24 protein-coding genes are annotated in these 24,169 nt (G+C 66.3%); 16 read left to right on the top strand and 8 right to left on the bottom strand.

The window, feature by feature from the left end:
• Nucleotides 1-58 precede the first annotated feature (58 nt).
• Both LG047_RS09900 and LG047_RS09895 read left to right on the top strand, forming a co-directional pair.
• On the top strand, nt 59-1,069 hold the full coding sequence (locus LG047_RS09900) for an NAD-dependent epimerase (RefSeq protein WP_227966489.1): 1,011 nt from the start codon (nt 59-61) through the stop codon (nt 1,067-1,069).
• A 38-nt stretch (nt 1,070-1,107) separates the two neighbouring features.
• Entirely contained in the window at nt 1,108-1,992 is an 885-nt protein-coding gene (locus LG047_RS09895; RefSeq protein WP_227966488.1) for an alpha/beta hydrolase, read from the top strand.
• Here LG047_RS09895 and lysA read toward each other — a convergent pair.
• From lysA to LG047_RS09880, 3 genes are all read right to left on the bottom strand, one after another.
• A complete protein-coding gene (gene lysA / locus LG047_RS09890) occupies nt 1,958-3,223 on the bottom strand; it encodes a diaminopimelate decarboxylase (RefSeq protein WP_227966487.1) in 1,266 nt (421 codons plus the stop codon). The two genes, LG047_RS09895 and lysA, sit on opposite strands and share 35 nt — an antisense overlap.
• 5 nt (nt 3,224-3,228) lie before the next feature.
• Nucleotides 3,229-3,510, bottom strand: coding sequence for a lipoprotein (locus LG047_RS09885; protein ID WP_036288403.1), 282 nt, complete (start codon nt 3,508-3,510; stop codon nt 3,229-3,231).
• A gap of 68 nt (nt 3,511-3,578) precedes the next feature.
• The gene (locus LG047_RS09880) at nt 3,579-4,859 is read right to left on the bottom strand and encodes a GNAT family N-acetyltransferase (RefSeq protein ID WP_227966486.1); all 1,281 of its coding nucleotides are present in this window, start codon (nt 4,857-4,859) and stop codon (nt 3,579-3,581) included.
• 172 nt (nt 4,860-5,031) lie between these two features.
• On the opposite strand from LG047_RS09880, the gene LG047_RS09875 reads away from it, so the two are divergent.
• The 3 genes from LG047_RS09875 (at nt 5,032) to LG047_RS09865 (ending at nt 10,055) form a co-directional block, all read left to right on the top strand.
• Nucleotides 5,032-5,562, top strand: a complete 531-nt coding sequence (locus tag LG047_RS09875) for a L,D-transpeptidase (RefSeq protein ID WP_227966485.1) — start codon at nt 5,032-5,034, stop codon at nt 5,560-5,562.
• A gap of 173 nt (nt 5,563-5,735) precedes the next feature.
• Entirely contained in the window at nt 5,736-7,664 is a 1,929-nt protein-coding gene (gene dxs / locus LG047_RS09870) for a 1-deoxy-D-xylulose-5-phosphate synthase (RefSeq protein WP_036284294.1), read from the top strand.
• Between the two features lie 153 nt (nt 7,665-7,817).
• A complete protein-coding gene (locus LG047_RS09865; protein WP_227966484.1) occupies nt 7,818-10,055 on the top strand; it encodes an alpha/beta fold hydrolase in 2,238 nt (745 codons plus the stop codon).
• On the opposite strand, the gene LG047_RS09860 is transcribed toward LG047_RS09865, so the two are convergent.
• The gene (locus LG047_RS09860; protein ID WP_227966483.1) at nt 10,056-11,327 is read right to left on the bottom strand and encodes a TIGR03808 family TAT-translocated repetitive protein; all 1,272 of its coding nucleotides are present in this window, start codon (nt 11,325-11,327) and stop codon (nt 10,056-10,058) included.
• Between the two features lie 151 nt (nt 11,328-11,478).
• On the opposite strand from LG047_RS09860, the gene LG047_RS09855 reads away from it, so the two are divergent.
• The 3 genes from LG047_RS09855 (at nt 11,479) to LG047_RS09845 (ending at nt 14,397) form a co-directional block, all read left to right on the top strand.
• Nucleotides 11,479-11,955, top strand: coding sequence for a DUF123 domain-containing protein (locus LG047_RS09855; protein WP_227966482.1), 477 nt, complete (start codon nt 11,479-11,481; stop codon nt 11,953-11,955).
• Nucleotides 11,956-11,996: 41 nt separating this feature from the next.
• Nucleotides 11,997-13,499 carry a histidine--tRNA ligase gene (hisS, locus tag LG047_RS09850; RefSeq protein ID WP_227966481.1) on the top strand — a complete coding sequence of 501 codons (1,503 nt, stop codon included), beginning with the start codon at nt 11,997-11,999 and terminating at the stop codon, nt 13,497-13,499.
• A gap of 79 nt (nt 13,500-13,578) precedes the next feature.
• The gene (locus LG047_RS09845; RefSeq protein WP_227966480.1) at nt 13,579-14,397 is read left to right on the top strand and encodes a universal stress protein; all 819 of its coding nucleotides are present in this window, start codon (nt 13,579-13,581) and stop codon (nt 14,395-14,397) included.
• 43 nt (nt 14,398-14,440) lie between these two features.
• Here the strand turns inward: LG047_RS09845 and LG047_RS09840 are convergent, their stop codons facing one another.
• Nucleotides 14,441-14,926, bottom strand: a complete 486-nt coding sequence (locus LG047_RS09840) for an META domain-containing protein (RefSeq protein WP_036288395.1) — start codon at nt 14,924-14,926, stop codon at nt 14,441-14,443.
• A gap of 85 nt (nt 14,927-15,011) precedes the next feature.
• A complete protein-coding gene (locus LG047_RS09835) occupies nt 15,012-16,007 on the bottom strand; it encodes a D-glycerate dehydrogenase (RefSeq protein WP_227966479.1) in 996 nt (331 codons plus the stop codon).
• A 249-nt stretch (nt 16,008-16,256) separates the two neighbouring features.
• Here LG047_RS09835 and LG047_RS09830 point away from each other — a divergent pair, with 249 nt between their 5' ends.
• Complete coding sequence (locus LG047_RS09830; RefSeq protein ID WP_036284280.1) at nt 16,257-16,787, top strand: SH3 domain-containing protein; 531 nt, start codon at nt 16,257-16,259, stop codon at nt 16,785-16,787.
• Nucleotides 16,788-16,799: 12 nt separating this feature from the next.
• On the opposite strand, the gene irrA is transcribed toward LG047_RS09830, so the two are convergent.
• Complete coding sequence (irrA, locus tag LG047_RS09825; RefSeq protein ID WP_084679151.1) at nt 16,800-17,273, bottom strand: iron response transcriptional regulator IrrA; 474 nt, start codon at nt 17,271-17,273, stop codon at nt 16,800-16,802.
• 290 nt (nt 17,274-17,563) lie between these two features.
• Here irrA and fabA point away from each other — a divergent pair, with 290 nt between their 5' ends.
• From fabA to LG047_RS09800, 5 genes are all read left to right on the top strand, one after another.
• Nucleotides 17,564-18,085 carry a 3-hydroxyacyl-[acyl-carrier-protein] dehydratase FabA gene (fabA, locus tag LG047_RS09820; protein ID WP_036284278.1) on the top strand — a complete coding sequence of 174 codons (522 nt, stop codon included), beginning with the start codon at nt 17,564-17,566 and terminating at the stop codon, nt 18,083-18,085.
• Between the two features lie 56 nt (nt 18,086-18,141).
• Complete coding sequence (gene fabB / locus LG047_RS09815; RefSeq protein ID WP_227966478.1) at nt 18,142-19,365, top strand: beta-ketoacyl-ACP synthase I; 1,224 nt, start codon at nt 18,142-18,144, stop codon at nt 19,363-19,365.
• 212 nt (nt 19,366-19,577) lie between these two features.
• Nucleotides 19,578-19,982, top strand: coding sequence for a hypothetical protein (locus LG047_RS09810; protein ID WP_227966477.1), 405 nt, complete (start codon nt 19,578-19,580; stop codon nt 19,980-19,982).
• Nucleotides 19,983-20,016: 34 nt separating this feature from the next.
• Nucleotides 20,017-20,826, top strand: a complete 810-nt coding sequence (gene fabI / locus LG047_RS09805) for an enoyl-ACP reductase FabI (RefSeq protein WP_036284272.1) — start codon at nt 20,017-20,019, stop codon at nt 20,824-20,826.
• A gap of 37 nt (nt 20,827-20,863) precedes the next feature.
• On the top strand, nt 20,864-21,169 hold the full coding sequence (locus tag LG047_RS09800) for a cytochrome c family protein (RefSeq protein ID WP_227966476.1): 306 nt from the start codon (nt 20,864-20,866) through the stop codon (nt 21,167-21,169).
• Nucleotides 21,170-21,234: 65 nt separating this feature from the next.
• On the opposite strand, the gene LG047_RS09795 is transcribed toward LG047_RS09800, so the two are convergent.
• Nucleotides 21,235-21,582 carry a four-helix bundle copper-binding protein gene (locus LG047_RS09795; protein ID WP_036288389.1) on the bottom strand — a complete coding sequence of 116 codons (348 nt, stop codon included), beginning with the start codon at nt 21,580-21,582 and terminating at the stop codon, nt 21,235-21,237.
• Nucleotides 21,583-21,773: 191 nt separating this feature from the next.
• Between LG047_RS09795 and LG047_RS09790 the strand changes: the two genes are divergently transcribed.
• Both LG047_RS09790 and LG047_RS09785 read left to right on the top strand, forming a co-directional pair.
• Nucleotides 21,774-22,601, top strand: coding sequence for an ImuA family protein (locus LG047_RS09790; RefSeq protein WP_227966475.1), 828 nt, complete (start codon nt 21,774-21,776; stop codon nt 22,599-22,601).
• Nucleotides 22,525-24,057, top strand: a complete 1,533-nt coding sequence (locus tag LG047_RS09785; protein ID WP_227966474.1) for a DNA polymerase Y family protein — start codon at nt 22,525-22,527, stop codon at nt 24,055-24,057. The genes LG047_RS09790 and LG047_RS09785 overlap by 77 nt, the downstream gene beginning before the upstream one ends.
• The last annotated feature ends 112 nt before the right edge of the window (nt 24,058-24,169 follow it).

Raw genomic sequence — 24,169 nt, 5'->3', positions numbered from 1 at the left:
CGCGCGCGGCTTTTGCCCATGAGGGCGCGGCACTTCCCCTCCAGCGACACGGCGGTCCATGCGCGTTTTCGTCACCGGCTCGGCCGGATTCATCGGCTTCCATCTCGCGAGGAGACTGCTCGAACTCGGCCATTTTGTCGACGGCTTCGACGGGATGACGCCCTATTACGATCCCCGCCTCAAGGAGGCGCGCCGTGCGATCCTGCTGCGCGGCGACGGCTATCGCGACACGATCGCCATGCTCGAGGACATGGAGGCGCTGAGCCGCGCGGCGGAGGCGGGCGCGCCCGACGTCGTCATTCATCTGGCGGCGCAGGCGGGGGTTCGCTACAGCCTGCAGAACCCGCGCGCCTATGTCGAATCGAACCTCGTCGGAACCTTCAACGTCATGGAGGTCGCGCGCATCCTCAAGCCGCGGCATCTGCTCATCGCCTCGACGAGTTCGGTCTATGGCGCGAGCCCGAGCGTGCCCTTCCATGAACATGATCGCACCGACCATCCGCTGACGCTCTACGCCGCGAGCAAGAAAGCGGGCGAGGCGATGGCGCATTCATACGCGCATCTGTGGTCGATCCCGACGACCATGTTCCGCTTCTTCACCGTCTATGGCCCCTGGGGGCGCCCCGACATGGCGCCGCTGAAATTCCTCGACGCGATAGAAAACGGCCGGCCGATCGACATCTACAATCACGGGAACATGTCGCGGGACTTCACCTATGTCGACGATCTCGTCGAGGCCGTCGTGCGGCTGATCGACTGCGTTCCTGCGCGGGATTCGGGCGACGGCAGCGTCTCGCCGGTCGCGCCCTTCCGCATCGTCAACATCGGCCGCGGCGCCCCTGTCCAGCTCCTCGATTTCATCGACACGCTGGAGAAAACGCTCGGCAGGAAAGCGAAGCGCAACTATCTCGACATGCAGCCCGGCGACGTGCCCCGCACCTTCGCCTCCGCCGATCTGCTGGAAAGGCTCACGGGCTACCGGCCGCAGACGTCGCTCGACGAGGGGGTGAAGGCGCTGGTGGAATGGTATCGGGAGTATCGGGCGACGCATGGTGAGTTGAAACTTTAGTCTCTCCTTCCGCTTTTCGTCAGGCGCGACATATCTTCATGGTCGATCGGCGCGCCGCCGCGGCGGAGGAACATGGGTTGCGGATCAGGAACATCATTGCTGTCGCGGCTTGCGGCCCCCCGCTGCTTTACGCCACGGCTTTTATCGGCCTCGCGCTCCAGCAGCGCTCGATCCTGTATCATCCCGGCGCCGCCTTCATGACGCCCGCGCAGGCGGGGCTTGCCGGGGCCGAGACGCTGAAGCTCGCTACCGAGGACGGAGAACGCCTGGCGGCCTGGTACGCCGCGCCCCGCACGGCGCGCTTTCCGTTGATCATCTATTTCCATGGCAATGGCGGCGGGCTCGTCGACCGCGGGAACCGGTTTCGCATGCTGACCATGCACGGCTTCGGACTCCTCGCGATCTCTTATCGCGGCTATGGCGGTTCAACGGGAACGCCAACCGAGGAGGGGCTGTTGCAGGACGCCAACGCCGCCTACGCCGAGGCGCGCAGACGCGGTTTTCCGCCCTCGCGAATCGTCCTGATGGGAGAATCTCTCGGCACGGGCGTCGCAACGATTCTCGCTTCGCGCCATGAGGCGGCGGCCTTGGTGCTGGACTCACCCTATGATTCGATCGTCGACGCGGCCGCGGTGCGATTTCCGCTCTTTCCCGTCAGCCTCGCCGTCATCGATACTTTCAACGCCGGCGAGGCCATCGGAAAAGTGCGCGCGCCGTGTTTCATGGCCGTGGGTGAAGCGGACCCGATCACCCCGGTCGAATCCGCGCGCCGCCTTTTTGCAAGGGCGAACGAACCCAAGGAGATTGTCGAAATCCCCGGCGGCGGCCACGTGCCCATGTCGCGCCCCGACGTGCTGGCCCGCGCGATTGACTGGATCGACGCGACCGTCACAGCCACTCCGGCACGCGATCCATCGCAATAAGCTCCGCGACGCTCGGGCGCGGGCGGATCACCGCGAAGCGCTCCCCGTCGACCAGAACTTCCGGGATCAGCGGGCGGGTGTTGTAGGTGCCCGCCTGCACGGCGCCATAGGCGCCGGCGGTGAGAACCGCGAGCAATTCGCCCGGCCGCGCTTCCGGCATCTTGCGGTCGAGCGCGAGATAATCGCCTGTCTCGCAGACCGGGCCCACCACGTCGGCCGTGATCTCTTCGCGGTCGGCCGCCGCGCGCACGGGGATGATGTCGTGATGCGCGTCGTAGAGCGTCGGCCGCACGAGGTCGTTCATGCCGGCGTCCACGATGACGAAGGTCTTGGCCTCGCCATGCTTCACGTAAATCACGCGCGTAACGAGAACTCCGGCGTTGCCGACGATGAGGCGCCCCGGCTCCAGCACCAGCTTGCAGTTCAATCCGGCAAAGTGCTTGCGAACGATCGCGGCGTAGCGCTCCGGATGATAGGACTGCGGGTCGTCGCCCTCGTGATAGGGAATGCCGAGGCCGCCGCCGAGATCGACATGCGAGATATGATGGCCGTCGGCGCGCAGATCGACCACCAGTTCGGCGAGCAGTGAAAAGGCCTCGTCGAAGGGTTCGAGATCCGTGAGCTGCGAGCCGATGTGCATGTCGGCGCCGGTGATGTCGACGCCGCGGAATTTCGCGGCCCGCGCATAGACCTCGCGGGCGTGCGACAGCGGCACGCCGAATTTGTTCTCGGCCTTGCCGGTCGAAATCTTCTTGTGCGTGCGCGCGTCGACGTCCGGATTGACGCGCAGCGAGACGCGGGCGACCTTGCCCATGCGGGTCGCGACGCGCGAGATCGCCTCGAGCTCCGGCTCCGACTCGACATTGAAGCAGAAGATGTCCGCGTCGAGCGCCGCGGCGATCTCCTCCTCGGTCTTGCCGACGCCGGAATAGGTGATCCTGCCTCCCGGCGCGCCGGCCGCGAGCGCGCGGGCGAGTTCGCCGCCCGAGACCACGTCCATGCCGGCGCCCTCTTTCGCCAGAAGGCGCAGCACCGCCTGGTTGGAGTTCGCCTTCATCGCATAGCAGACCATCGCGTCGAGGCCGTCGAAAGCCTGCGCGAAGACGCGAAAGTGTCGCCGGATCGTCGCCGCCGAATAGCAATAGAAGGGCGTGCCGACGCAATCCGCAATGGCGGACACGGCGACGTCTTCGGCGTGGAGCGCGCCGTCGCGATAGTCGAAATGATGCATCGCTTCTAGAGCAGCGGGTCGAGCGGGAAGGGATACTGGTCCGGCGGGCGATGGCCGATCGTGCCGGGGATCGCGGGGTCCTGTTTTGGCGCTTCCGCGGCGCCGGGGGCCGGCCGCGCCTTGGGGGCGCGAGCGGCGCGCGCCTCCTCCTCCGCCTTCAGCGCGGCGCCGCGCGCCTGCGTTTCGGGCGGCAGCTCCAGCGGTCCGCGCCGTCCGCAGCCGGAGAGGCCCAGCGCGCAGATCGCGGCGGCGAAAAGGGTGTAACGAAGGGTTCGGCGAAGCGTCACGGGTCGGTCGGTCCGGCGGTATGGAACAGCGCGCACTATACTGATCCGCGGAGAAAAGGCGAGCCGTCTCAGCTCACCTTGCGCCTCAGAAGCCGGTTCGCGGCCCGCTTGGCGAGATCGCGCAACCGGCGGCGGCCAAGGTCCCTGCGGCAGCCCGCCAGAAAATCGCCTTCCCGCCCGGATTGCAGCTGCACGGCGAGATCGCAGACGCCGATGCGATCCGGCCAGAGGCGGTCGATCATCGGATGATTGGCGATGGCGCAGGAATCCGTGAGTTCGACCTCCGGCCGAGACAGCAGCAATCTGGTCTGCTCATGGACGAGCTGGACGCCCGGCCCCAGCGAGCGGAAATTCTCGTCGAAGGCGATCTTCCAGTAATAGTTCCGCCCCTGGCTTTCGATCAGCACGCCCATGGCTATGGGGCGGCCCTCGAGGCGCAGCGCGTGGATTTTGCAGCGACCCTCTCGGGCCAGCAGCCGCGTCGCGCTGCGCAGGAAGGTCGTCAGCGAGGCCTGCGAGAGCAAGGCGCCGCGGCCGGCCTTCCAGCCGGAGGCTTCGAGCGCGAGAAACTCCTCGGTCGCGCCCCGCACCTCCTCGGGCGTGGCGGCGACGTCGAAATCCACGCGCCCCATTTCCGCGAGGCGGCGGCGCAGCCGACCTATTTCGTTGAGCCTCTTGCGCGAGCCGCGCGCCAGCACCGCGTCCGCGTCGCCGCCGGCGAACAGGGCCGCGCGTTCGTAGGAATCGAGAATTTCCATGCGCCGCCCCTTTCGGCGGGCGGCGTCGGCGAGCGCCGCGTGGAAACGGCCGTCGGCGGTCGTTCTGGAAAAGACGATCCCCCGCGCGAAACTGCGCGCCTCCAGCCAGTCGAGAAAGGCTTCGAGAACCTCGACGGCTTTCTCCCGGTCGACGAGCGGCGTCGCCAGCGCGGCCTGCTTGTGCAGCCACAGCCGGATGAAGCCGTCGCCCGTGAGCGGATTGGCCGGCGTGATCGGAAAGAGGCCCATCATTCGGCGGCCGCCGCCCGGCTGGCGGCTCCAGACGACGATGAAGACCGGCCGCGCCTTCGGCGGAAAATGCAGCGCCGCCGCAAGGGCGAAGCCGGGTTCGAAGAAGGCGTTGGGCTCCAGCGCCCGCGCCGCGAGGCTCGCCCATTCGCCCTGCGCCGCGTCGATCTGATCGAGCGAGAGCTCGGCGACGTCGAAGGCGGCGAAGCCGCCCGACAGGCGGTTGTCCGCCACGAGGCGCGGCGGGCCCGGTCGCGCGGGCCGGCCGCCGCGCGCCTCGGAAAGGCCGAAATCGACCATGGCGCCTGCGACGCTTTTGGTGTTCCGGAACGGCGCGAACATCCTCGACGATCCTCCCGACTGCGTCATCCTGAAACGAAGGCCCGATTTTTCGGGACGTTTGCGAAAGCGCCGCCCCCGCCGCCGTCGCGCGCTTCAAGCGGCGCGCCAGCCGCGTGAACCCTGTCTTGATCCGGCGCTTTACGCCGGCCGCCCGTCGTGGTTAGGTCCGCACATGAAGACTTTCCGGATTTTGCTGGTTTTCGCGGCCTTGCTTTCGACGGCGCCAGCCCTCGCCAGGGTCCAGATCAGGATCGACCTCGGCGCGCAGCGGCTCACCGCCATGCGCGGCGACGGCGAGACGGTGGTGTGGAAAATCTCCAGCGGCCGGCCGGGTTACGAGACGCCGACCGGGAGCTACTCGGTCATGCGGATGGAGGCCGACCACCATTCCGACGAATATGACCAGGCGCCGATGCCCTATGCGATCTTCTTCTCGCCGCGCGGGCTCGCCATTCACGGCAGTTTCGAGCGCGGACTGGGCCGGCCGGCCTCGCACGGCTGCGTTCGGCTTTCGGTGGCAAATGCGCAGAAGCTCTATCAATGGGTCGAGGAGCAGGGCGGCGCCTCCATCGAGATCGTCGGCGAAACCCGTTCCGCCGCGCGCCGCGGGCCGCGCGTGGAGCGGCCGCGGTTCTCCGGCCGTCCGCCGGTTCGCGACGCGGATTCTGCCGACGTTGTGCTCGAGAGCGTCTCCCGTTATTGAAATGTTCCGTCTTGCGCCCCCCGGCGGCCGCAAATGCGGCTGCGGCGTTGCCCGGCGGCAACACTCGTCAAGAGAATCATCTCAATGCGTTGCGTGGCGTTTGCGGCGGCGCTGCTAAGCGGGTAAGGCTTGCCCTTCCGGCATCGTAAGCGACCGAGATCAGAGAAAAGACTTTGACCACATCGAAGACCCCCCTTCTCGACCGGATCAACACGCCTGACGAGTTGCGCAGGCTGCACCCCAGCCAGCTGAAGCAATTCGCTGACGAGCTTCGGCGCGAGACCATCGACGCCGTATCGGTCACGGGCGGCCATCTCGGCGCGGGCCTCGGCGTCGTCGAGCTGACGGTCGCGCTGCACTATGTCTTTGACACGCCCAACGACAAGATCATCTGGGACGTCGGCCACCAGACCTATCCGCACAAGATCATCACCGGGCGGCGCGACCGCATCCGCACGTTGCGCATGGGCGGCGGCCTTTCGGGTTTCACCAAGCGCGCGGAGAGCGAATATGACGCTTTCGGCGCGGGTCATTCCTCGACCTCGATCTCCGCCGGCCTCGGCATGGCCGTGGCTCGCGACCTCGCGGGCGGCAATAATCATGTCGTAGCAGTGATCGGCGACAGTTCCATGTCGGCCGGCATGGCCTATGAGGCCCTGAACAACGCGGGCGCGCTCGATTCCCGCCTCATCGTCATTCTCAACGACAACGACATGTCCATCGCGCCGCCCACCGGCGCCATGTCGGCCTATCTGGCGCGTCTGGTTTCCGGCGGCGCCTATCGCTCGATCCGCGACGCCGCCAAGCAGCTCGCCTCCCATCTGCCGCGCTTCATCTACGACAAGGCGCGCAAGGCCGAGGAGTTCTCGAGGAGCTTCATCACCGGCGGCACGATGTTCGAGGAGCTTGGCTTCTATTACGTCGGGCCGATCGACGGGCACAATCTCGACCATCTCCTGCCCGTGCTGATGAATGTGCGCGACAAGGACGACGGCCCGGTGCTGGTCCATGTCGTGACGCAGAAGGGCAAGGGTTACGCGCCGGCCGAGGCCGCCGACGACAAATATCACGGCGTCGTGAAATTCGACGTCGAGACCGGCAAGCAGTTCAAGCCGAAGGCCAACGCCCCTTCCTACACGGGCGTCTTCGCCAAGGCGCTCGTCGCCGAGGCCGAGCATGACGACAGGATCGTCGCCATCACGGCCGCCATGCCGTCGGGCACGGGCCTCGACATATTCGGCAAGCATTTCCCGCAGCGCACGTTCGACGTCGCCATCGCCGAGCAGCATGCGGTGACATTCGCGGCCGGCCTCGCCTGCGAGGGCTACAAGCCCTTCTGCGCGCTCTATTCGACCTTCCTGCAGCGCGGCTACGATCAGGTCGTACATGACGTGGCGATCCAGCATCTGCCGGTGCGTTTCGCCATCGACCGCGCCGGTCTCGTCGGCGCCGACGGCCCGACTCATGCGGGCGCGTTCGACATCGCCTATCTCGGCTGCCTGCCGGGCATGGTGGTGATGGCGCCCTCCGACGAGGCGGAGCTCATGCACATGGTGGCGACGGCCGCCGCCTATGACGAAGGCCCGATCGCCTTCCGCTATCCACGCGGCGAAGGCGTGGGCGTGGAGCTGCCCGAGCGCGGCGACGTCCTCGAGATCGGCAAGGGCCGCGTCCTGCGCGAAGGGACAAAGGTCGCGCTGGTCGCGCTCGGCACCCGTCTCGCCGAGGCGATGAAGGCCGCCGAGGAGCTGGAGAATTACGGCGTCTCGACCACGGTCGCCGACGCGCGCTTCGCCAAGCCGATCGACCGCGACCTGCTGCGCCGCCTCGCCGCCAATCATGAAGTCGTGATCACGCTGGAGGAGGGCTCGATCGGCGGCTTTGGTTCACAGGTCTTCCAGGCGCTCTCCGACGACGGCCTGCTCGATGGCGCGCGCGGCGCCTTCAAGTTCCGCAGCATGACCCTGCCAGACGCCTATATCGACCACGACAAGCACGAGATCATGATCGCCAGGGCCATGCTCGACAGCAAGGCGATCGTGGCGAAGGCGCTGGAGCTTCTTGGGGACGAGAAGGGCGCGGCCCGGGTGATGATCGCGTAAAGGCTTGGCGGCGCCTTCCGCGCCGCCTCCGCCGTAAATCGTCATTGCGCTAACACCATTTAATTATAAACTTTCGTCCGCTCGCGATCGTGGCGGAGTCGCATTTCATTCATTCGGCCGAATTCCGGCCGGGAAATTTTTTCGAGGTCGAAAATGAATTCGACGAGCCCGGCGCTGACGTACAACATTCCCGTCTTCACTTCCGCTCCCGGAGCGAAAACGCTCGTCGTGATGCTGCACGCATTCGCGTCGACGCATAAGCAACTCGCCGATCTGATCAGGGTCGTGGAGGCGGTTTACGGAAAGGACGAGGTCGACGTCTACGCCCCCGACTTGCCCTATCAGCATCGGCTCGACGGCGGCGGCGCCGATGAACTCGTCCTCAATCTCGTGGCCGACCTCGACCGGATATGGGACGCCAAGGCGGGCGAAAAATACCAAAACGTCATTTTCATCGGGCACAGCATCGGCGGCACGATCCTGCGGCGCGTCTTTCTCGCGGGTTCGCTGAATCCGTCCGATTACTCGGGCGCATATTCGGTGCGTGACGAATTGTGGAAGGCTGTCGCGCAAAAGCGCGACAAGGGACTCCCTTGCGAATGGGCCAGGAGCGTCAGGCGCCTCGTGCTGCTCGCTTCGTGGGACAAGGGCTGGAGCATTTCCGACAGCACCAGCTGGTTCTATTCGATCGGTCTGAATATTCTGGGCGCCTGGGGCCGTGTGCTGGATCTCCTGGAATTATCCGGAATAAGCGAACGCAAGCCGGGCCGGACGATGCTCGACGCGCGAAAGGGCGCGCCCTTCATCGTCCAGACCCGGCTGCTGTGGATGGCTTACCGTCGCTGGCACAACGAGAAACTTCGCGAGCTTTACAATGCGGGGCGCCCGGCGGCGCTTCTTGCGGCGCCGGACGAGAAGCAAGCAGCCAATCCGATCGTCGTGCAGGTGATCGGGTCGCAAGATGATTTCGTGTCGCCGCGAGACCAGGTGGACCGGGACGTCGAGGCGACGGCCTGGCTGGAGGACGACGCCGACGAGAAGCGTTACTTCCTGCTGCAAATGGAGGGGAGCGACCACGGCGGGGTTGTCGATTTCAGCAATTCACTGGGGAGAAAGCGCGGGCTCCTGCAAAGACCGGTCGTGGAAAGCGGCGAGATCCTCGAAAAGCGCAAGGAGATCTTTGCGAGCGCATTGAGTCTTCCGCCGCAGGAACTGGCGCGACTCTCGCTCAATCCCGCCTATTTCTTCGACCGCCAGTCGCCCGTCGACCCGGGCGTGACCGACGTCGTCTTCGTCATGCACGGCATACGCGACGACGGCTATTGGACGCAGCGCATCGCGCAATGCATCAAGGAAACGGACGAGGCGACGCGCGCCGCCGACCCCGACGGAGCGGACGGCGCGCCGTTTGTCGCCTGCACGCAGACCTATGGCTATTTTCCGATGGGCGCGTTCATCATGCCCTGGATCAGGCGGCAAAAAGTCGAATGGTTCATGGATCTCTACGTCGAAACCCGCGCGCAGTTTCCGCGCGCGACCATGCATTACGTCGGCCACTCCAACGGCACATATCTCGCCGCAAGCTCCCTGGAGCATTATCCGGCGGCGCGTTTCGGCAACATCTATTTCGCCGGCAGCGTGGTTCATCCGGCCTATGACTGGAAGGAAAAGATCGCGCAGGAGCGCGTGCGGAGGTTTCACAATGCGCGCGGCGGCACGGACTGGGTCGTGGCCCTCCTGCCCAAGAGCCTCGAATATTTCACGGACCTCGGCGGCGGCGGCTTCGATGGATTCGATCAGATCGAGATGGATGGCGCCGAGCTGACGCAATCGAAGCGTTACGCGAAAGGCGGCCACAGCGGCGCGATCGGGGAGGGACACTGGCCCGAGATCGCGAAGTTCATCGTCACGCGAGAAAAGCCCTTCGGCCATATCGGGGAAAACGACGCGCTGTTCAGAGACAAGTCCTGGCTTTTCGCTCTGCTGGGACGCGCGCGCATCGGCGTTCCCTTTTTCTTTTCGCTCGCCGCCGTCGCCATTGTTTTCGTCTGCTCGCGCTGGATGCCCGAACAATATCGGCGCTGGACCCCCGATGCGCTTTTCGGCGAGTGGGCGGGCATGGTTTTCCTCGCGCTGCTGGCCAGCTTTGTCGCGATTCAGTTCTACTACTGGAAACATACGCCTCCGGCGCAAGTCGCGAAGGGACTCACCCGCCTTTTCATCGTTCTCGCCGCCAGCGTCGCGATCTGGTTCGGCGCCGCGCTCGGTGTGGAGGCGATCGATTTCATAACGCTCGACAGCGCCGGTCACATGGCGTTTCCGGCGATGGGCGCGACGCTGACTCTTGCCGTCTGCGCTGCGCTCGTCCGCTTCGTGCTGACGAAATTCTAGCTAGGTCGTCTCATTGTCCCGCACCGTCAACCGGGGATATTTTCGCGCGCCGGGCGCCGCCAGATCGCCGGGCAGGAATTCCGTTCCCGCCGTGGCGACGATCGCGCCTTTTCGCGCTCTGATCCGGTTGCGCGCGATGAGGGCGTCGCCAGCGCCCTCGCCCGTCGCGAAGACCACTCCATAGTCGACGCCGGCGATGTCATTCGCCTCGGCGCGCAGATTCTCGCGCCAGCCGCCGAGCGCGACGCCGATCCAGCCCGGTCCGACGATGCGGTTGCCGACGATGTCGGCGTTCTTCTCGGCGAGGATTCCTGTCAGCCAGAGCATGTCCGGCCCGAAGTCGGAATCGGGATGGCTCTCCCTCATGCCGATGATGACATTGCCCGAAATGACCGCGCCATCCGTGCCCTTGTCGGAATTTGCGACCGCTATTCCCGCGCCGGCGTCCTCGATGCGATTGTCGCGGAAGACGGCGTCCTTCGCGCCGAATTCGGCGTACATCGCCTTTTCGCCGAAGGTCCTGCAGTCGTTGCCGATCACCTCGACGCCATGCCCCGCATTGTTGCGCACGGCGGTGTAGGCGCAGCGCGAGATGCGGTTATGCGCCACGCGCACCGCGCCCGCGCCCCAGATCAGCACGCCATTGCCGAAGGGCCCGTTGCCCCCCGAGCGGTTGAGAATGTCCTCGATCCTGTTGTTGCGAATGCGCGAGCCCTCATAGCGGCCGGCGGTCGTGGTGAAGACGACGACGCCATTGTCGCCGCATTTGCGCACAAGATTGTCGTCGACGTCGATCCCCAGCCCGTCGAGCGAATGGAAGCCGGAATCGGCGACTGTCTCGATCGTATTCCCGGCGAAGACGCCGCCGCAGCGCAGGAGATTGACGCCGCGCGCCGTCGAGCGGCGGATCATGCAATCGCGGATCGTGAGGTCGATCACGTCGGCGAAATCGAGAAGGCCCTTTTCGCGGGGGATAAAGGCTTCGGCCCCTTCGAGAATGAGCGATTCCAGCGTAATTCTTTTCGCCATGCTGGCGGAAAGCAGCGGGCCGAGGCCGGCGAGCTTCAACACCGTGCGGCCGGGAACGCCTTTGAGGATCGTCCCGTCCGGGAGGTCGAGGCCCATGAGGGATATTTCACCGGCGGGAAGGTTCACGGCGGCGCCTCGCGCCGCGGCTTCCCGAAGCCGAAGGGCGAGATCGGCGGTCCTCGCATGGGCTGCGGGAATTTGTGAGACTTGATAAATACTTACCGCGCAGCAAAGGCGCAGCATTTCTCGGCGGGAAATCGGTTTTGTGCAAGGATTGCTGCGCAGCATTTTTCGATTGTCGGCAATCCCGGTCTCCCCGTCGAGGCCGAGCTTGCGGCAGGGTAAACGCGCGCTCGACCCCGCCCCGAAAGGGCGCGCGCCGCCTGGGTGAGCGATGATCCGTTTCGTCATCGACGCCGCCGACGCCCCCGCAGCGCCCGGCGCCTATGCGCTGTGGCTGCGGCTCGACGCGCCATTGGCCGTCACGGCCGGCAAGCGCGCTGCGGTTCTCGCGCCGGGGGACTATCTCTATTGCGGCTCGGCGCGCGGATCGGGCGGGTTACGTGCGCGCCTCGCCCGCCACATGCGCCGCGACAAACGCCCCCATTGGCACATCGACCAGCTCACCGTCGCGGGTGAGGCGCGCGGGGCTTTCATCGTCGAGGGTGGCGACGAATGCGCGCTCAACGCCGCGCTCGCCGCGCTGCCAATCCCCCTCGAAGGCTTCGGCAGCTCCGATTGCCCGCGCTGCGGGTCGCATTTGCGCTTTTTTCCTCCCGATGCGCGGCTTCCCTCCGCATGGGAAAATGCTAGGAAGGCGGCTGAATTCACCCCACCCCCGGACCGCCTTGCGGTCCAACCTTCCCCCTAAAGGGGAGGGCGATTCAGCGCCCTCACGGCGAACAAGGCCAAATGTCCAAGGAAGAAGCAAAGACCAAAGTCGAAGCACGCGCGCCGCGCGGATTCGCCGACCGAGAAGCGGGCGAACTCGCCGCGACCTCGCGCATGCTGGACGTCATCCGCTCGGTCTATGAGCTTTACGGCTTCGAGGCGCTGGAGACCCCGGCGTTCGAATATACGGACGCGCTCGGCAAGTTCCTGCCCGATCAGGACCGGCCGAACGAGGGCGTTTTCTCGCTTCAGGACGACGACGAGCAATGGCTGTCGTTGCGCTATGACCTGACCGCGCCGCTCGCCCGTTTCGTCGCGCAGAATTTCGACCGGCTGCCGAAGCCCTATCGCTCCTACCGGCTCGGCCATGTCTACCGCAACGAGAAGCCGGGGCCGGGGCGCTTCCGCCAGTTCATGCAGTTCGACGCGGACACCGTCGGCTCCGCCTCGCCCGCCGCCGACGCGGAAATCTGCATGATGGCGGCCGACGCGCTGGAGAAGCTCGGCATTGCGCGCGGCGACTATGTCATCAAGATCAACAGCCGCAAGGTGCTCGACGGCGTCATGCAGGCGATCGGCGTCGGCGGCGAGGAAAACGCAGGGCGCCGCCTCGTGGTGCTGCGCGCCATCGACAAGCTCGACCGGCTCGGCCCCGACGGGGTGCGGCAATTGCTCGGCGAGGGCCGCAAGGACGAGAGCGGCGATTTCACCAAAGGCGCGGGCCTGCCGCTCGAGGCGATCGACACGATCCTCTCCTTCAGCCTCGGCGGCCAATATCGGGACGGCAAGCCGCAGTTCGATCTCTTCGGCCTGCTCGGCAAGAGCGACATCGGAGCGCAGGGCGCCGAGGAGCTACTGGAGATCGAGGATCTTGCGCGCGACGCCGGCTTCGGGCCGGACCGCATCCGCATCGATCCTTCCGTCGTGCGCGGCCTCGAATATTATACCGGCCCCGTCTTCGAGGCGGACCTCACTTTCGAGACGCGGGACGAGAAGGGCCATCCGGTGCGCTTCGGCTCGGTCGGCGGCGGCGGGCGCTATGACGGGCTCGTCGGGCGCTTCCGGCCCGAGAACACGCCGGCGACCGGCTTCTCCATCGGCGTGTCGCGCCTCTTCGCGGCGCTGAAGCTCGTGGGAAGTCCGATCGTCACGGCGCGGCCGCATGTCGGGCCGGTGGTGGTGCTGGTGCTCGATCGCGACCGGCTCGCCGATTATCAGCGCATTGTCGGGCAATTGCGGCAGGGCGGAATCGCCGCCGAGCTTTATCTCGGCGCCGCCGGCATGAAGGCGCAGATGAAATACGCCGACCGGCGCAACAGCCCGCTCGTCGTCATCCAGGGTTCGGACGAAAAGGCGAAGGGCGAAGTGCAGATCAAGGATCTCGTGGCCGGCGCCAGGGCCGCGGCGGCGATCGCCACGAATGAGGAATGGAAGGCCGCGCGCCCCGCGCAGATTTCCATCCCCGAAAGCGAGCTCGTCGAGAGGGTCGCGCAGGCGCTCGCGGCGCAGAAGGGGCAGGAGTGAGGGCCTGCGACAAAGCTCGTCCTTGCGTCACCTTCGGCGCGCTATAGTTTTCTGGGTAACGCGGCCAGGGGAAATGCAAATGCTCGGCAATCCGCCCAAATCCATCGTCCATCCGACCGACCTTTCCTTCGGGAGCCTCGACGCCTTCGCGCATGCGCTGCGCATCGCCGTCGCGTCGAGGGCGCTGCTGCATATCCTGCACATCGAGGGGGAGGATCAGGACGAAGACGACTGGGAGCGCTTTCCCCATGTTCGCGAAATGCTCGCGCGCTGGCGGATGATCGAGCCGAGCGCCTCGCGCGCCGAAGTGACCGAGAAGCTCGGCGTCAAGCTGATCAAGGCCGCCGTCGAGTCGGATACGCCCGTGCATGGCGTCGCCGCCTATGTCGAGCGGCACATGTGCGACCTCATGGTGCTGATGACCCATAATCGCAGCGGGCTGGAGCGCTGGCTGGAGGGGTCGGTCGCGGAAGAGGCGGCGCGCGAGGCGAAGACGCCCGCGCTGTTCCTGCGCGAAGATCAGGCCGGCTTCGTGGATCGCGAGACGGGCGCGGTGTCGCTCAACACCGTGCTGATGCCGGTCGAGGCGAGCGTGGCCCCGCTCGACGCCTTCCGCCATGTCGCCGACTTCGCCCATGCGCTGAACCCGGCCGCCGACGTCATGCTGCTGCATGTCGGCGATGATCTGCCCATCTTTGACGGGCTGCTGCCGCATATCGAATTGCGGCAGGGGCCGGTTGTGGAGACGATCCTGAATTACGCGAAGGAGATTGGCGCAGACATGATCGCCATGCCGACGCGCGGCCGTCACGGGCTGCTCGACGCCTTGCGCGGTTCGACGACCGAGCGCGTCCTGCGCCAGTCGCCCTGCCCGCTCTATGCTGCGCCGGTGAAATAGGAACGCGAGGCCTCGCGCCTCGCATCCCTTTTGCTACTTCGTATCAAAGCGAGCGCTGGAACTTCAGCACGCCGCCCTTGAAGCCCTTCAGCGTCAGTTCGTCGCCCTTGGTGTCCCAATAGGGGCCGGAAAGCAGCACGCCCCAATAGTCCTTCTCGATGGAGGCGAGGGCGCCGTCGCATTTCTGCTCGTTGATCGCCGGCATGGCCTTGGGGCCGAGGCGGTTGGGGCCGATCACGAAGACGCCCGACCAGTTCTTGCAGCCCGAAAAGCCGTTTGCGCGACCCGTCGCGTCGATGGTGATCCACATCTCGACGGGCGGGGCCTTGCCGTTGATTTCCTTGAGGACGAAGTTGCGATTGTGCGGGAAGGGCTGGTAGCGCGGAATGCCGGCGGCGTCCTCGCCTTCGCCCTGCTGCTGTTGCTGCTGCTCGCCGCCGGCCGCCGGCTTCGCCTTCTTGGCCTCGGCCGGCGCCGCCAGCGCCACGGCGCAGAGGGTGGCGGCGACAGCGAGGAAAAATCTGTTCATCTGGGCGTTCTCCCTGAATTCAAAGCGACGCGGGACGATCATCGCCGCAAAATCTGGCGGCGGTCGGGCGCCGGCGCGTCTACTTTTACAGCATGCTGGGCAGAACGCGATCCGGCGGGCGGTGGCCGTCCATGAAGGTCTTGATATTGATGATGACCTTCTCGCCCATGTCGATGCGGCCCTCGATCGTCGCCGAGCCCATATGCGGCAGCAGCGTGACCTTGCCGGACTGGGCGAGCTTCAGGAGCTTGGGCGAAACGGCGGGCTCGTGCTCGAACACGTCGAGGCCCGCGCCGGCCATTTCATCGGCTTCCAGCATGCGCACCAGCGCGTTCTCGTCGACGATCTCGCCGCGCGCGGTGTTCACCAGAATGGCCTGCGGGCGCAGATGCTTCAGCCGTCGCGCGGACAGCAGGTGGTAGGTCGCCGGCGTATGCGGGCAGTGGATCGACACGATGTCGACGCGCGCCAGCATCTGGTCGAGCGATTCCCAATAGGTCGCCTCCAGCTGCTCCTCGATCTCGACGGGAACGCGGCGGCGGTTGTGATAGTGGATCGACAGGCCGAAGGCCTTGGCGCGGCGGGCGAGCGCCTGGCCGATGCGGCCCATGCCGACGATGCCGAGCCGCTTGCCGGTGATGCGATGGCCGAGCATCCAGGTCGGCGACCAGCCGGACCATGTGCCCTCGGGAATGGCGCTGGCGCCTTCCACCAGACGGCGCGCGACCGAGAGAATCAGCGCCATGGTCATGTCGGCGGTGTCTTCCGTCAGCACGCCGGGGGTGTTGGTGACCGTGATCGAGCGGCCGAGCGCCGAGGCGACGTCGATATTGTCGACGCCATTGCCGAAATTGGCGATGAGTTTCATCTGCTCGCCCGCCTGGGCGATGAGATGCGAATCGATGCGGTCGGTGATGGTGGGCACCAGGACTTCCGCGGTGCGCATGGCCTCGACCAGTTCGTCGTGGGTGAGCGGCCTGTCGGTCTCGTTGAGGCGCGTGTCGAAGAGTTCGCACATGCGAGTCTCGATCACCTCGGGGAGTCGACGCGTCACGACAACGAGCGGCTTCTTTTTCGGCATCTTGCGCTTTATCCCCTCGGCTCGCCTATGCGTTGCTGCGTAGCAGAAATCCGCAATTTCCGATACAATTTCGCCCAGTCGCCCGAGCCGATTCACAATCTTCGCGGGTAAAGACCGCGGTCGAATCCTGCGCCCTTTTCAACCCGGTCTTAACGGCGATAAGCGACAAAACCAATACGCCGTCCGTGCGCTGGGCTTAGACTTCCTAGCAGATGACGGGCCAAAGACAAGACGAGCGACCAGTTCATCATGCCGCATCGGAAAAGAGACTTTGCAACAGGCGGGGCCGCCCTGCTGATCGGCGCGTTCTGCCTGATTTTTGCAACATTGGCGCCTGCGCAGGAGCAGCAGAAGGGGCCGGTGAGCAATCTGCCGATCCCGCGCTACGTCAGCCTGAAGTCCGATCGCGTCAATGTGCGCGAGGGGCCGAGCAAGGAGCACCCCACCCTCTGGATCTACACGCGGGCCGGCCTGCCCGTGGAGATCACCGCCGAATTCGAGACCTGGCGCAAGATCCGCGATTCGGAAGGCTCGGAGGGCTGGGTCCTGCACTCGCTGCTGTCAGGCCGGCGCACCGCGCTGATCGCGCCCTGGAAGAAAGAGCCGCAGCTCCTCACGGCCTCGGATCACACGACGCCGGTCGCCAAGCTCGGCCCCGGCGTGATCGGGACGCTGCGCGGCTGCGACGGCAAATGGTGCCGTCTCGCGGGCAAGGAGTTCGACGGCTACATTCAGCAGGAAAATCTTTGGGGCGTCTATCCCGGCGAGAAGGTGGAGTAGCGCCGGAACCCGTCAGGAGGCGGGCTTGTCCCGCCGCAGCCGGACCACGACGTCGACGCGCTCGACGCGCAGTCCCTCGGGCGGCGCGGGCAGATTTGCGATCGTGATGTTCGAGCCGTGAATGTCGCACAGCTCGCCATCGTCCTCGATCAGGAAATGATGATGGTCGCTGACATTGGTGTCGAAATAGACCCGAGTCCCGTCCACGGCGATTTCGCGCAGGAGGCCTGCGTCGGTGAACTGATGCAGCGTGTTGTATACGGTCGCGAGCGAGACCGAGAGATTGGCGGCGGCCGCCTCTTCATAGAGACGCTCCGCCGTCACATGGCGGTCGCGGCCGGAAAAGAGCAGTTCGCCGAGCGCGAGGCGCTGGCGCGTCGGCCGAAGCCCCGCCTTGTCCAGAATTTCATGAACCGGCCTGCGGCTCGCGTCCTGTTCCCGCGAGGCGGCGGCTGGCGCAACGGCTCCGTTTTCAAAGGCGTCCATCGGCGGCGGCTCTTTGTTCTCCCAAGCTTTGACTTATACCAAAAAACGGCTGGAACTCAACGTCCGCCGGCGCCTGCGCGCCTGCGCAGCGAGCGGTCCACGCGATCGCAGCAGACGCTTCCGGCGCGCCGCGGCCTATGTTACGGAACAAATCGCCCATAAGCGCAAAGGCGCGTCCTTGCTGGCCGCGGACCTTTCGATAACAAAGGGGCGGCTCGCCCTCCTTTCGGAGGTCGAGCGTAAAGGCTGGGGAATCAGGGCTTTAGGCTCCAACGGGAGGCGGTATCACCATGAGCGAACGGCGCTCGTCATTCGGCTATGAGGACTTGTTGGCCTGCGGGCGCGAGGAGCTTTTCGGCCCCGGCAACGCGCAATTGCCGCTGCCGCCGATGCTGATGTTCGATCGCATCACCGAGATTTTCGAGACAGGCGGCGAGCATGGCAAGGGCTATATGCGCGCCGAACTCGACATCAAGCCGAGCCTCTGGTTCTTCGACTGCCACTTCAAGGGCAATCCGGTCATGCCCGGCTGCCTCGGCCTCGACGCCCTCTGGCAGATGGTCGGCTTCTACCTCGCCTGGCTGGACAATCCGGGACGCGGCATGGCGCTGGGCGTCGGCGAGGTGAAGTTCACCGGCCAGGTGCGCCCGACCGTCAAGACGGTCACCTATGGAGTCGATTTCAAGCGCGTCTTCAAGGGCAAGCTCGTGCTCGGCATCGCCGACGGCTGGGTGGCGGCCGACGGGGAGCGAATCTATGAGGCGAAGGATCTGAGGGTCGGACTCGCCAAGGCCGAAGCGCCCGCCGCCTGAACGGAAAATCGATGGGAAGTTCGGGAGCCGTGATCCCGACGCCAGGGGAGAGAACAATGAGACGAGTCGTCGTCACCGGCATGGGCATCGTGTCGTCAATCGGCAATACGACGCAGGAAGTGGTCGCCTCCCTTCGCGAGGCGAAGTCGGGCATCGTGCGCGCGGAGAAATACGCCGAACTCGGCTTCCGCTCGCAGGTCCACGGCATGCCGACGCTCGATCCCTCGACCGTCGTCGACCGCCGCGCCATGCGCTTTCATGCGACGGGCACCGTCTGGAACCATGTCGCCATGGATCAGGCGATCCGCGACGCAGGGCTGACCGAGGCGGAAATCTCCAACGAGCGCACCGGCATCATCATGGGCTCGGGCGGCCCGTCGACCAGGACCATCGTCGAGGCGGCCGACATCACCCGCACCAAGGGCCCCAAGCGCGTCGGCCCCTTCGCGGTGCCGAAATGCATGTCCTCGACGGCGTCCGCGACGCTCGCGGTCTGGTTCAAGATCAAGGGCGTGAACTATTCCATCTCCTCGGCTTGCGCGACCTCCAACCACTGCATCGGCAACGCCTATGAGATGATCCAGCACGGCAAGCAGGACATGATCTTCGCCGGCGGCTGCGAGGAGCTGGAGTGGGAGCTCTCCGTCCTCTTCGACGCCATGGGCGCGATGTCCTCCGCCTACAACGACCGTCCGGCGACGGCGTCCCGCGCCTATGACAAGAACCGCGACGGCTTCGTGATCGCGGGCGGCGCGGGCGTGCTGGTGCTCGAGGAATATGAGCACGCCAAGGCCCGCGGCGCGAAGATCTACGCCGAAGTGGCGGGCTATGGCGCGACGTCGGACGGCTACGACATGGTCGCGCCCTCGGGCGAAGGCGCCGTGCGCTGCATGCGCCAGGCGCTCTCCACCGTGAAGTGTCCGATCGACTACATCAATCCGCACGCCACCGCGACGCCGGTCGGCGACGCCAAGGAGATCGAGGCGCTGCGCGAAGTCTTCGGCGTTGGCGACAAATGTCCGCCGATCGCCGCGACAAAGTCGCTTACGGGCCATTCGCTCGGCGCAACCGGCGTGCAGGAGGCGATCTATTCGCTGCTGATGATGCAGAACGGCTTCATCTGCAAGAGCGCCCATATCGACGAGCTCGACCCCGACTTCGCGGACATGCCGATCCTGCTGGAGCGTCGCGACAATGTGAAGCTCGGCGCCGTGCTGTCGAACTCCTTCGGTTTCGGCGGCACCAACGCCACGCTGGTCTTCAAGCATCCCGACGCGTAAGGGCGTTCCGGCGCGCGCCAGATTTCGGCGGGCGCCGAGCAACTGCCGGAGGCGGCCCTGACACGGCCATCCGGCGCGCCGCGTTTTTTGCAGCTTTGCAGCATGTCCCTGCGCCGCTCGCTCGGCGCAGGCCGCGGGTTTTCAGGATTTTTGGCGGAACGGGGCCGGCCAGACGGTGGCGCTTGCGGCTGGGCCGCGTTAAGGAACGCTTCATGACAAACGCCACGACGAGAAGGCGAGCAGGAGTTTCAGGCGTTATCGCGCTCGCGTGGTCGCTCGCCTCCGCCTCCGGCGCGGCCGCTTTTGAGGGCCGGTATGTCGGGGGCGTGAAGTCCAAAGCGACGAAGGAGTATTCGCAGAGCCTCGACATCAAGCGCCGTGCGAACGGAGATTTTCGAGTCGAGGCGGTCGTCGGGACGCCGGACTGCACGGGCGTCTTCGATGGCGTGGGCGCGGTGGTCGGGGACGCGCTGGCGGCCACGCAGAAAGAGGACAACGAGACCTGCACGCTGACCATCCGCCGCACGAAAAAGGGCGTCAGCGTCGAGGAAGACAGCCGCTGCCTCTACTTCCATGGGGCGTCCTGCGAATTCAGCGGCGATTATCGCAAGAAATGAAAAGGCGCGGCGCGCTTAAAGAGAAAGAGTGTCGATGACGGTTGCAACTGGTTTGATGAAAGGCAAACGCGGGCTCATCATGGGCGTCGCCAACGACCATTCGATCGCCTACGGCATAGCGCGCGTATTGGCGCGCCATGGCGCCGAGCTCGCCTTCACCTATCAGGGCGAGGCGCTGGGCAAGCGCGTCAAGCCGCTTGCGCAGGAACTGGGCTCCTCCCTCGTGCTGCCCTGCGACGCCGAGGATATTTCGACGGTCGACGACGTCTTCGCGCGTCTCGAATATGACTGGGGCGAGATGGACTTTCTCGTCCACTCCATCGCCTATTCCGACAAGAGCGAGCTGAAGGGGCTTTACGCCGACACCTCGCGCGAGAATTTCATCCGCACGATGGTGATTTCCTGCTTCTCCTTCACAGAGGCCGCGCGCCGCGCGGCGGCGCTGATGAAGAAGGGCGGCTCCATGGTGACGGTGAGCTTCGGCGGCGGCACGCATGTCATGCCGAACTATAATGTCATGGGCGTCGCGAAGGCCGCGCTCGATTCCTCCGTGCGCTATCTCGCAGCGGATTACGGCGCGCGCGGCATCCGCGTGAACGCCATCTCGCCGGGGCCGGTGCGCACCATGGCCGGCGCGGGCATCACCGGCGCGCGGGCGATGGGCGCCTTCCAGAAGCAGCATTGCCCCCTGCGGCGAATGATCACGCTGGACGAAATCGGCGGTTCGGCGCTTTATTTCCTTTCCGAGCTTTCGGGCGGCGTGACCGGCGAAATCCATCTCGTCGACGCCGGCTACAACATCATGCTGCAGCCGCGGCCGGAGGATCTCAACGGCGGCGAGTGAGGCGCAAGGGGGGACGCGAATGAGGCTGGCGCTTGTAATGACTTTCATCGGCGCTCTCGCCGCCGCTTTCCCGGCTCGCGCGCAGAGCGTCGATCCGGCCGTGGGCGAGCGCCTCGCAAAGAGCGAATGCGCCGCCTGTCACGCCATCGACGCGGACGCCAAGGCCAGGAGTCCCGACCCCAAGGCGCCGCGCTTCGCGGAGGTCGCGAATATGGTCTCGACGACGGAACTGTCGCTGAAGGTCTTCCTGCGCTCCTCGCATAAAAACATGCCCAACATCATGCTCGCGCCGGAGGAGATCGATTCCCTGGCGGCCTATATTCTGGGGCTCAAGAAGAAGTAGCGGCGAGCGCGTCCCTTGTCGCGCCGGAGCGGCTTGGCGCTTGCGTGAGACGCAAGCGCCGGTTCTCACGCCGCCATCTTTTGTCCCGCCATCTTGCGGCAGGCTTCTGCGCAGCGGCGGCATTGCGCGGCGCAATCCTTCATGTCGGGAAGGGCGTCGCATTCCTTCGCGCAGGCTTCGCAGGCCTCGGCGCAATCCTCGCAGATATGTCTGGCCTGCGGCGATTTCATCAGCATCATATGCGCGGCGTTGCGGCACATTTCGGCGCAGCTGATCATGGCGCGGAAATGTTTCGGTTTCACATGGTCGCCGCCCGTTTCGAGACAATGGGTCATCGCCATGCCGAAGCACATCTGGTAGCAGCGCAGACATTCGTCGACGCAGCTCTGCATCTCCTTGGACATTTTGTGCATGGGGCGTCCTCCGATCGGTCGATCGACGCGTTCATCCGCGTCGGCCCCTTTGGTTAGCTGGGCCATATGTAGACGTAATCAAGCCTGGCGGCGACGCCCGGACTCTTTCGCTTGACTCTCGTGGCGCGTGAGAACAAATATCGAACATCGCCATGAGGGCGATCTTTCCAAACTCGGGGACTTCGCAACCGATGTCGCAGGGCGGCGTTTCGGAACGTATCGGCTTTTTGCGCCGCCGCATCGCCGCCATCGAGGCGCGCGACGGGGTCGCGCGGGGCGTCCGCGAAGGCGCGCGCGACTCCATCGACGCGCTTTTTTCTCCCGGCCGCGCGGGGTTGAGCGAGCTTTTGCCGGCCCGCCCGCCGGACGCGCCGGGAGCGGGCGCCTTCGCTCTGGCGCTTGCGCTGCGGGCGCGGGCGGCGCGCGGCGGCGGGGCGCTGGTCTGGATCGTCGAGGATTTCAGCGCCGGCGAATTCGGCCTGCCCTACGGGCGCGGCCTCGCGGCGGCGGGGATGGACCTCTCCCGCTTCGCGCTCATTCGCGTCCGCCGTCCGCGCGAAACTCTCTGGGCGATGGAGGAGGCGCTGAGGAGCGAAGCCTGCGCGGCGGTGGTCGCCGAGAGCTTCCTGCCCGCGCGTCTCTACGATCTTTCCGCGTCGCGCCGCCTGCTGCTCGCGGCGCGGCGCGGCGGCGGCCTCGGCCTCGTCGTCGCGCAGGGGGCAGAGGCGACGCGCTTCTCCAGCGCCGCCGAACTTCGCCTCGAAATCGCCGCCGCTCCTGTCCCGCCGTCGCGTCCCCGCCCGGCGCTCTCGCCCGCCGCGCCCTTCGCCTGGCGGCTGCGGGTGACGAAAGCCCGCGCGGGCCTGCTGGGCGAGACGGGCGAGATCGATCCAGGGCAATGGCGCGATCTCGCCTTCGATCCCGAAAGAGTGGTGTTTCGTCATGCGTTTCCTGAGCGTCTTCCTGCCCCGTCTTGCGACCGACCGGCTGCTGCGGCGGCGCGGCGGCGCCGGGCGTGAGCCCTTCGCCGTCTACGCCCGGGTGAAGGGGGCCGAGCGGCTCACGGCCGTCGACGCCGGCGCGCAGAAGCTCGGCCTTCATCCCGGCCTGGCGGTCGCCGACGCCCGCGCCCGCTGCCCGGCGCTCGCGCTTGCGGAGGCCGATCCCCGCGCCGACGCCGCGCTGGTCGGGACGCTCGCCGACTGGAGCCGCCGCTTCACCCCGCTCGCCGCCGCCGATCCGCCGGACGGCGTGCTGCTCGACGTTTCCGGCGCGGCGCATCTTTTCGGCGGCGAGAATGCGCTGATGGCGGAAATCGAAGGCCGTCTCGCGGCCCTCGGCTTTTCCGCCCGCGCCGCGATCGCGCCGGGTCCCGCCCTCGCCCGGGCGCTGGCGCGCTTCTCGACCCTGCGGCTCGTCGCGCCGGAGACTCCGCAGGAGGAGATCGACCGGATCGCCGCCGCCTTGCCCGCCGCCGCGCTCGGCCTCGATCCCGAGGCGCTGGCAGGAATGCGCCGGGCCGGCCTGCGCCGGATCGGCGATCTCCTCGCCCGCCCGCGCGCCCCGCTCGCGGCGCGTTTCGGACAGGCGGCGCTCGCCCGGCTCGACGCGCTGACCTGCCGCATCCGTGATCCGATCACGCCGCGCTTCGAGGCGCCGGCCTTCATCGCCGAGCGGCGCTTCATCGACGGGCTCACCCGGCGCGCCGATGTGGAGGCGACGCTGCGGCTCCTCGCCGCCGACCTCTGCCCGATGCTTGCGCGCGCCGGCGTCGGCGCGCGGCGGCTGGAGGCCGTTTTCTACCGCGTCGACGGCGCCGTGAAACATCTTTCCGCCGGGACGAGCCGGCCGCTGCGCGAGCCCTCCCGCCTCGCGGCGCTGCTCATCGAGCGCCTTGCGGCGATCACGGAGGAGGGGCTCGACGCGGGCTATGGCTTCGACGTGCTCCGGCTCTGCGCCAGCGAGGTCGAGAGTTTCGAGACGCCGCAGACGACGCTCGTCGCGCCGCCGAAGGGCGCGCCGGACGATCGGGATCTCTCCGATCTTCTCGACCGTCTCGGCGCAAGGCTCGGCCTGCGCCGCGTGCTGCGGCTTCATCCACAGGAGACGCATCTGCCGGAATTCGCGGTCGCCGCCGTCCCGGCCGCCTCCGGCCCGGCGCCCGTCGCCTTTCCGGCGCAGGAGGCGCCGCGGCCGCTGCGCCTCTTCGAGCGGCCCGAGCCGATCGAGGCCATGGCGCTCGCCCCCGACGGCCCTCCGTTGCGCTTCCGCTGGCGGCGCGCGCTGCATGAAATCGTGGCCTATGAAGGCCCGGAGCGCATCGCGCCGCCCTGGTGGGGCGCCGGGGACGACGGGCTGACGCGCGATTATTTCCATGCGCAGGACGCGCAGGGCCTGCTGTTCTGGCTGTTTCGCGAGGGGCTTTACGGGCGCGAGGCCGGCCGGCCGCGCTGGTATGTGCATGGCCTCTCTTGATCCAGGTCTTCGCCGCTCCAACCTGAAGATGGCTCGACGTCATTCAAACGTCATGATTTCCGGTCGAAGTCGCTGCGACGGCGCCACTCTTGCGAGCAAAGAAGCGCAGTTC

Origin of the sequence: Methylocystis sp. WRRC1, assembly GCF_020733155.1 — a bacterium.
Lineage (GTDB): Bacteria > Pseudomonadota > Alphaproteobacteria > Rhizobiales > Beijerinckiaceae > Methylocystis.
Note: the sequence above shows the minus strand (reverse complement) of the source record. Positions and strands in the feature narration are given on the sequence as shown.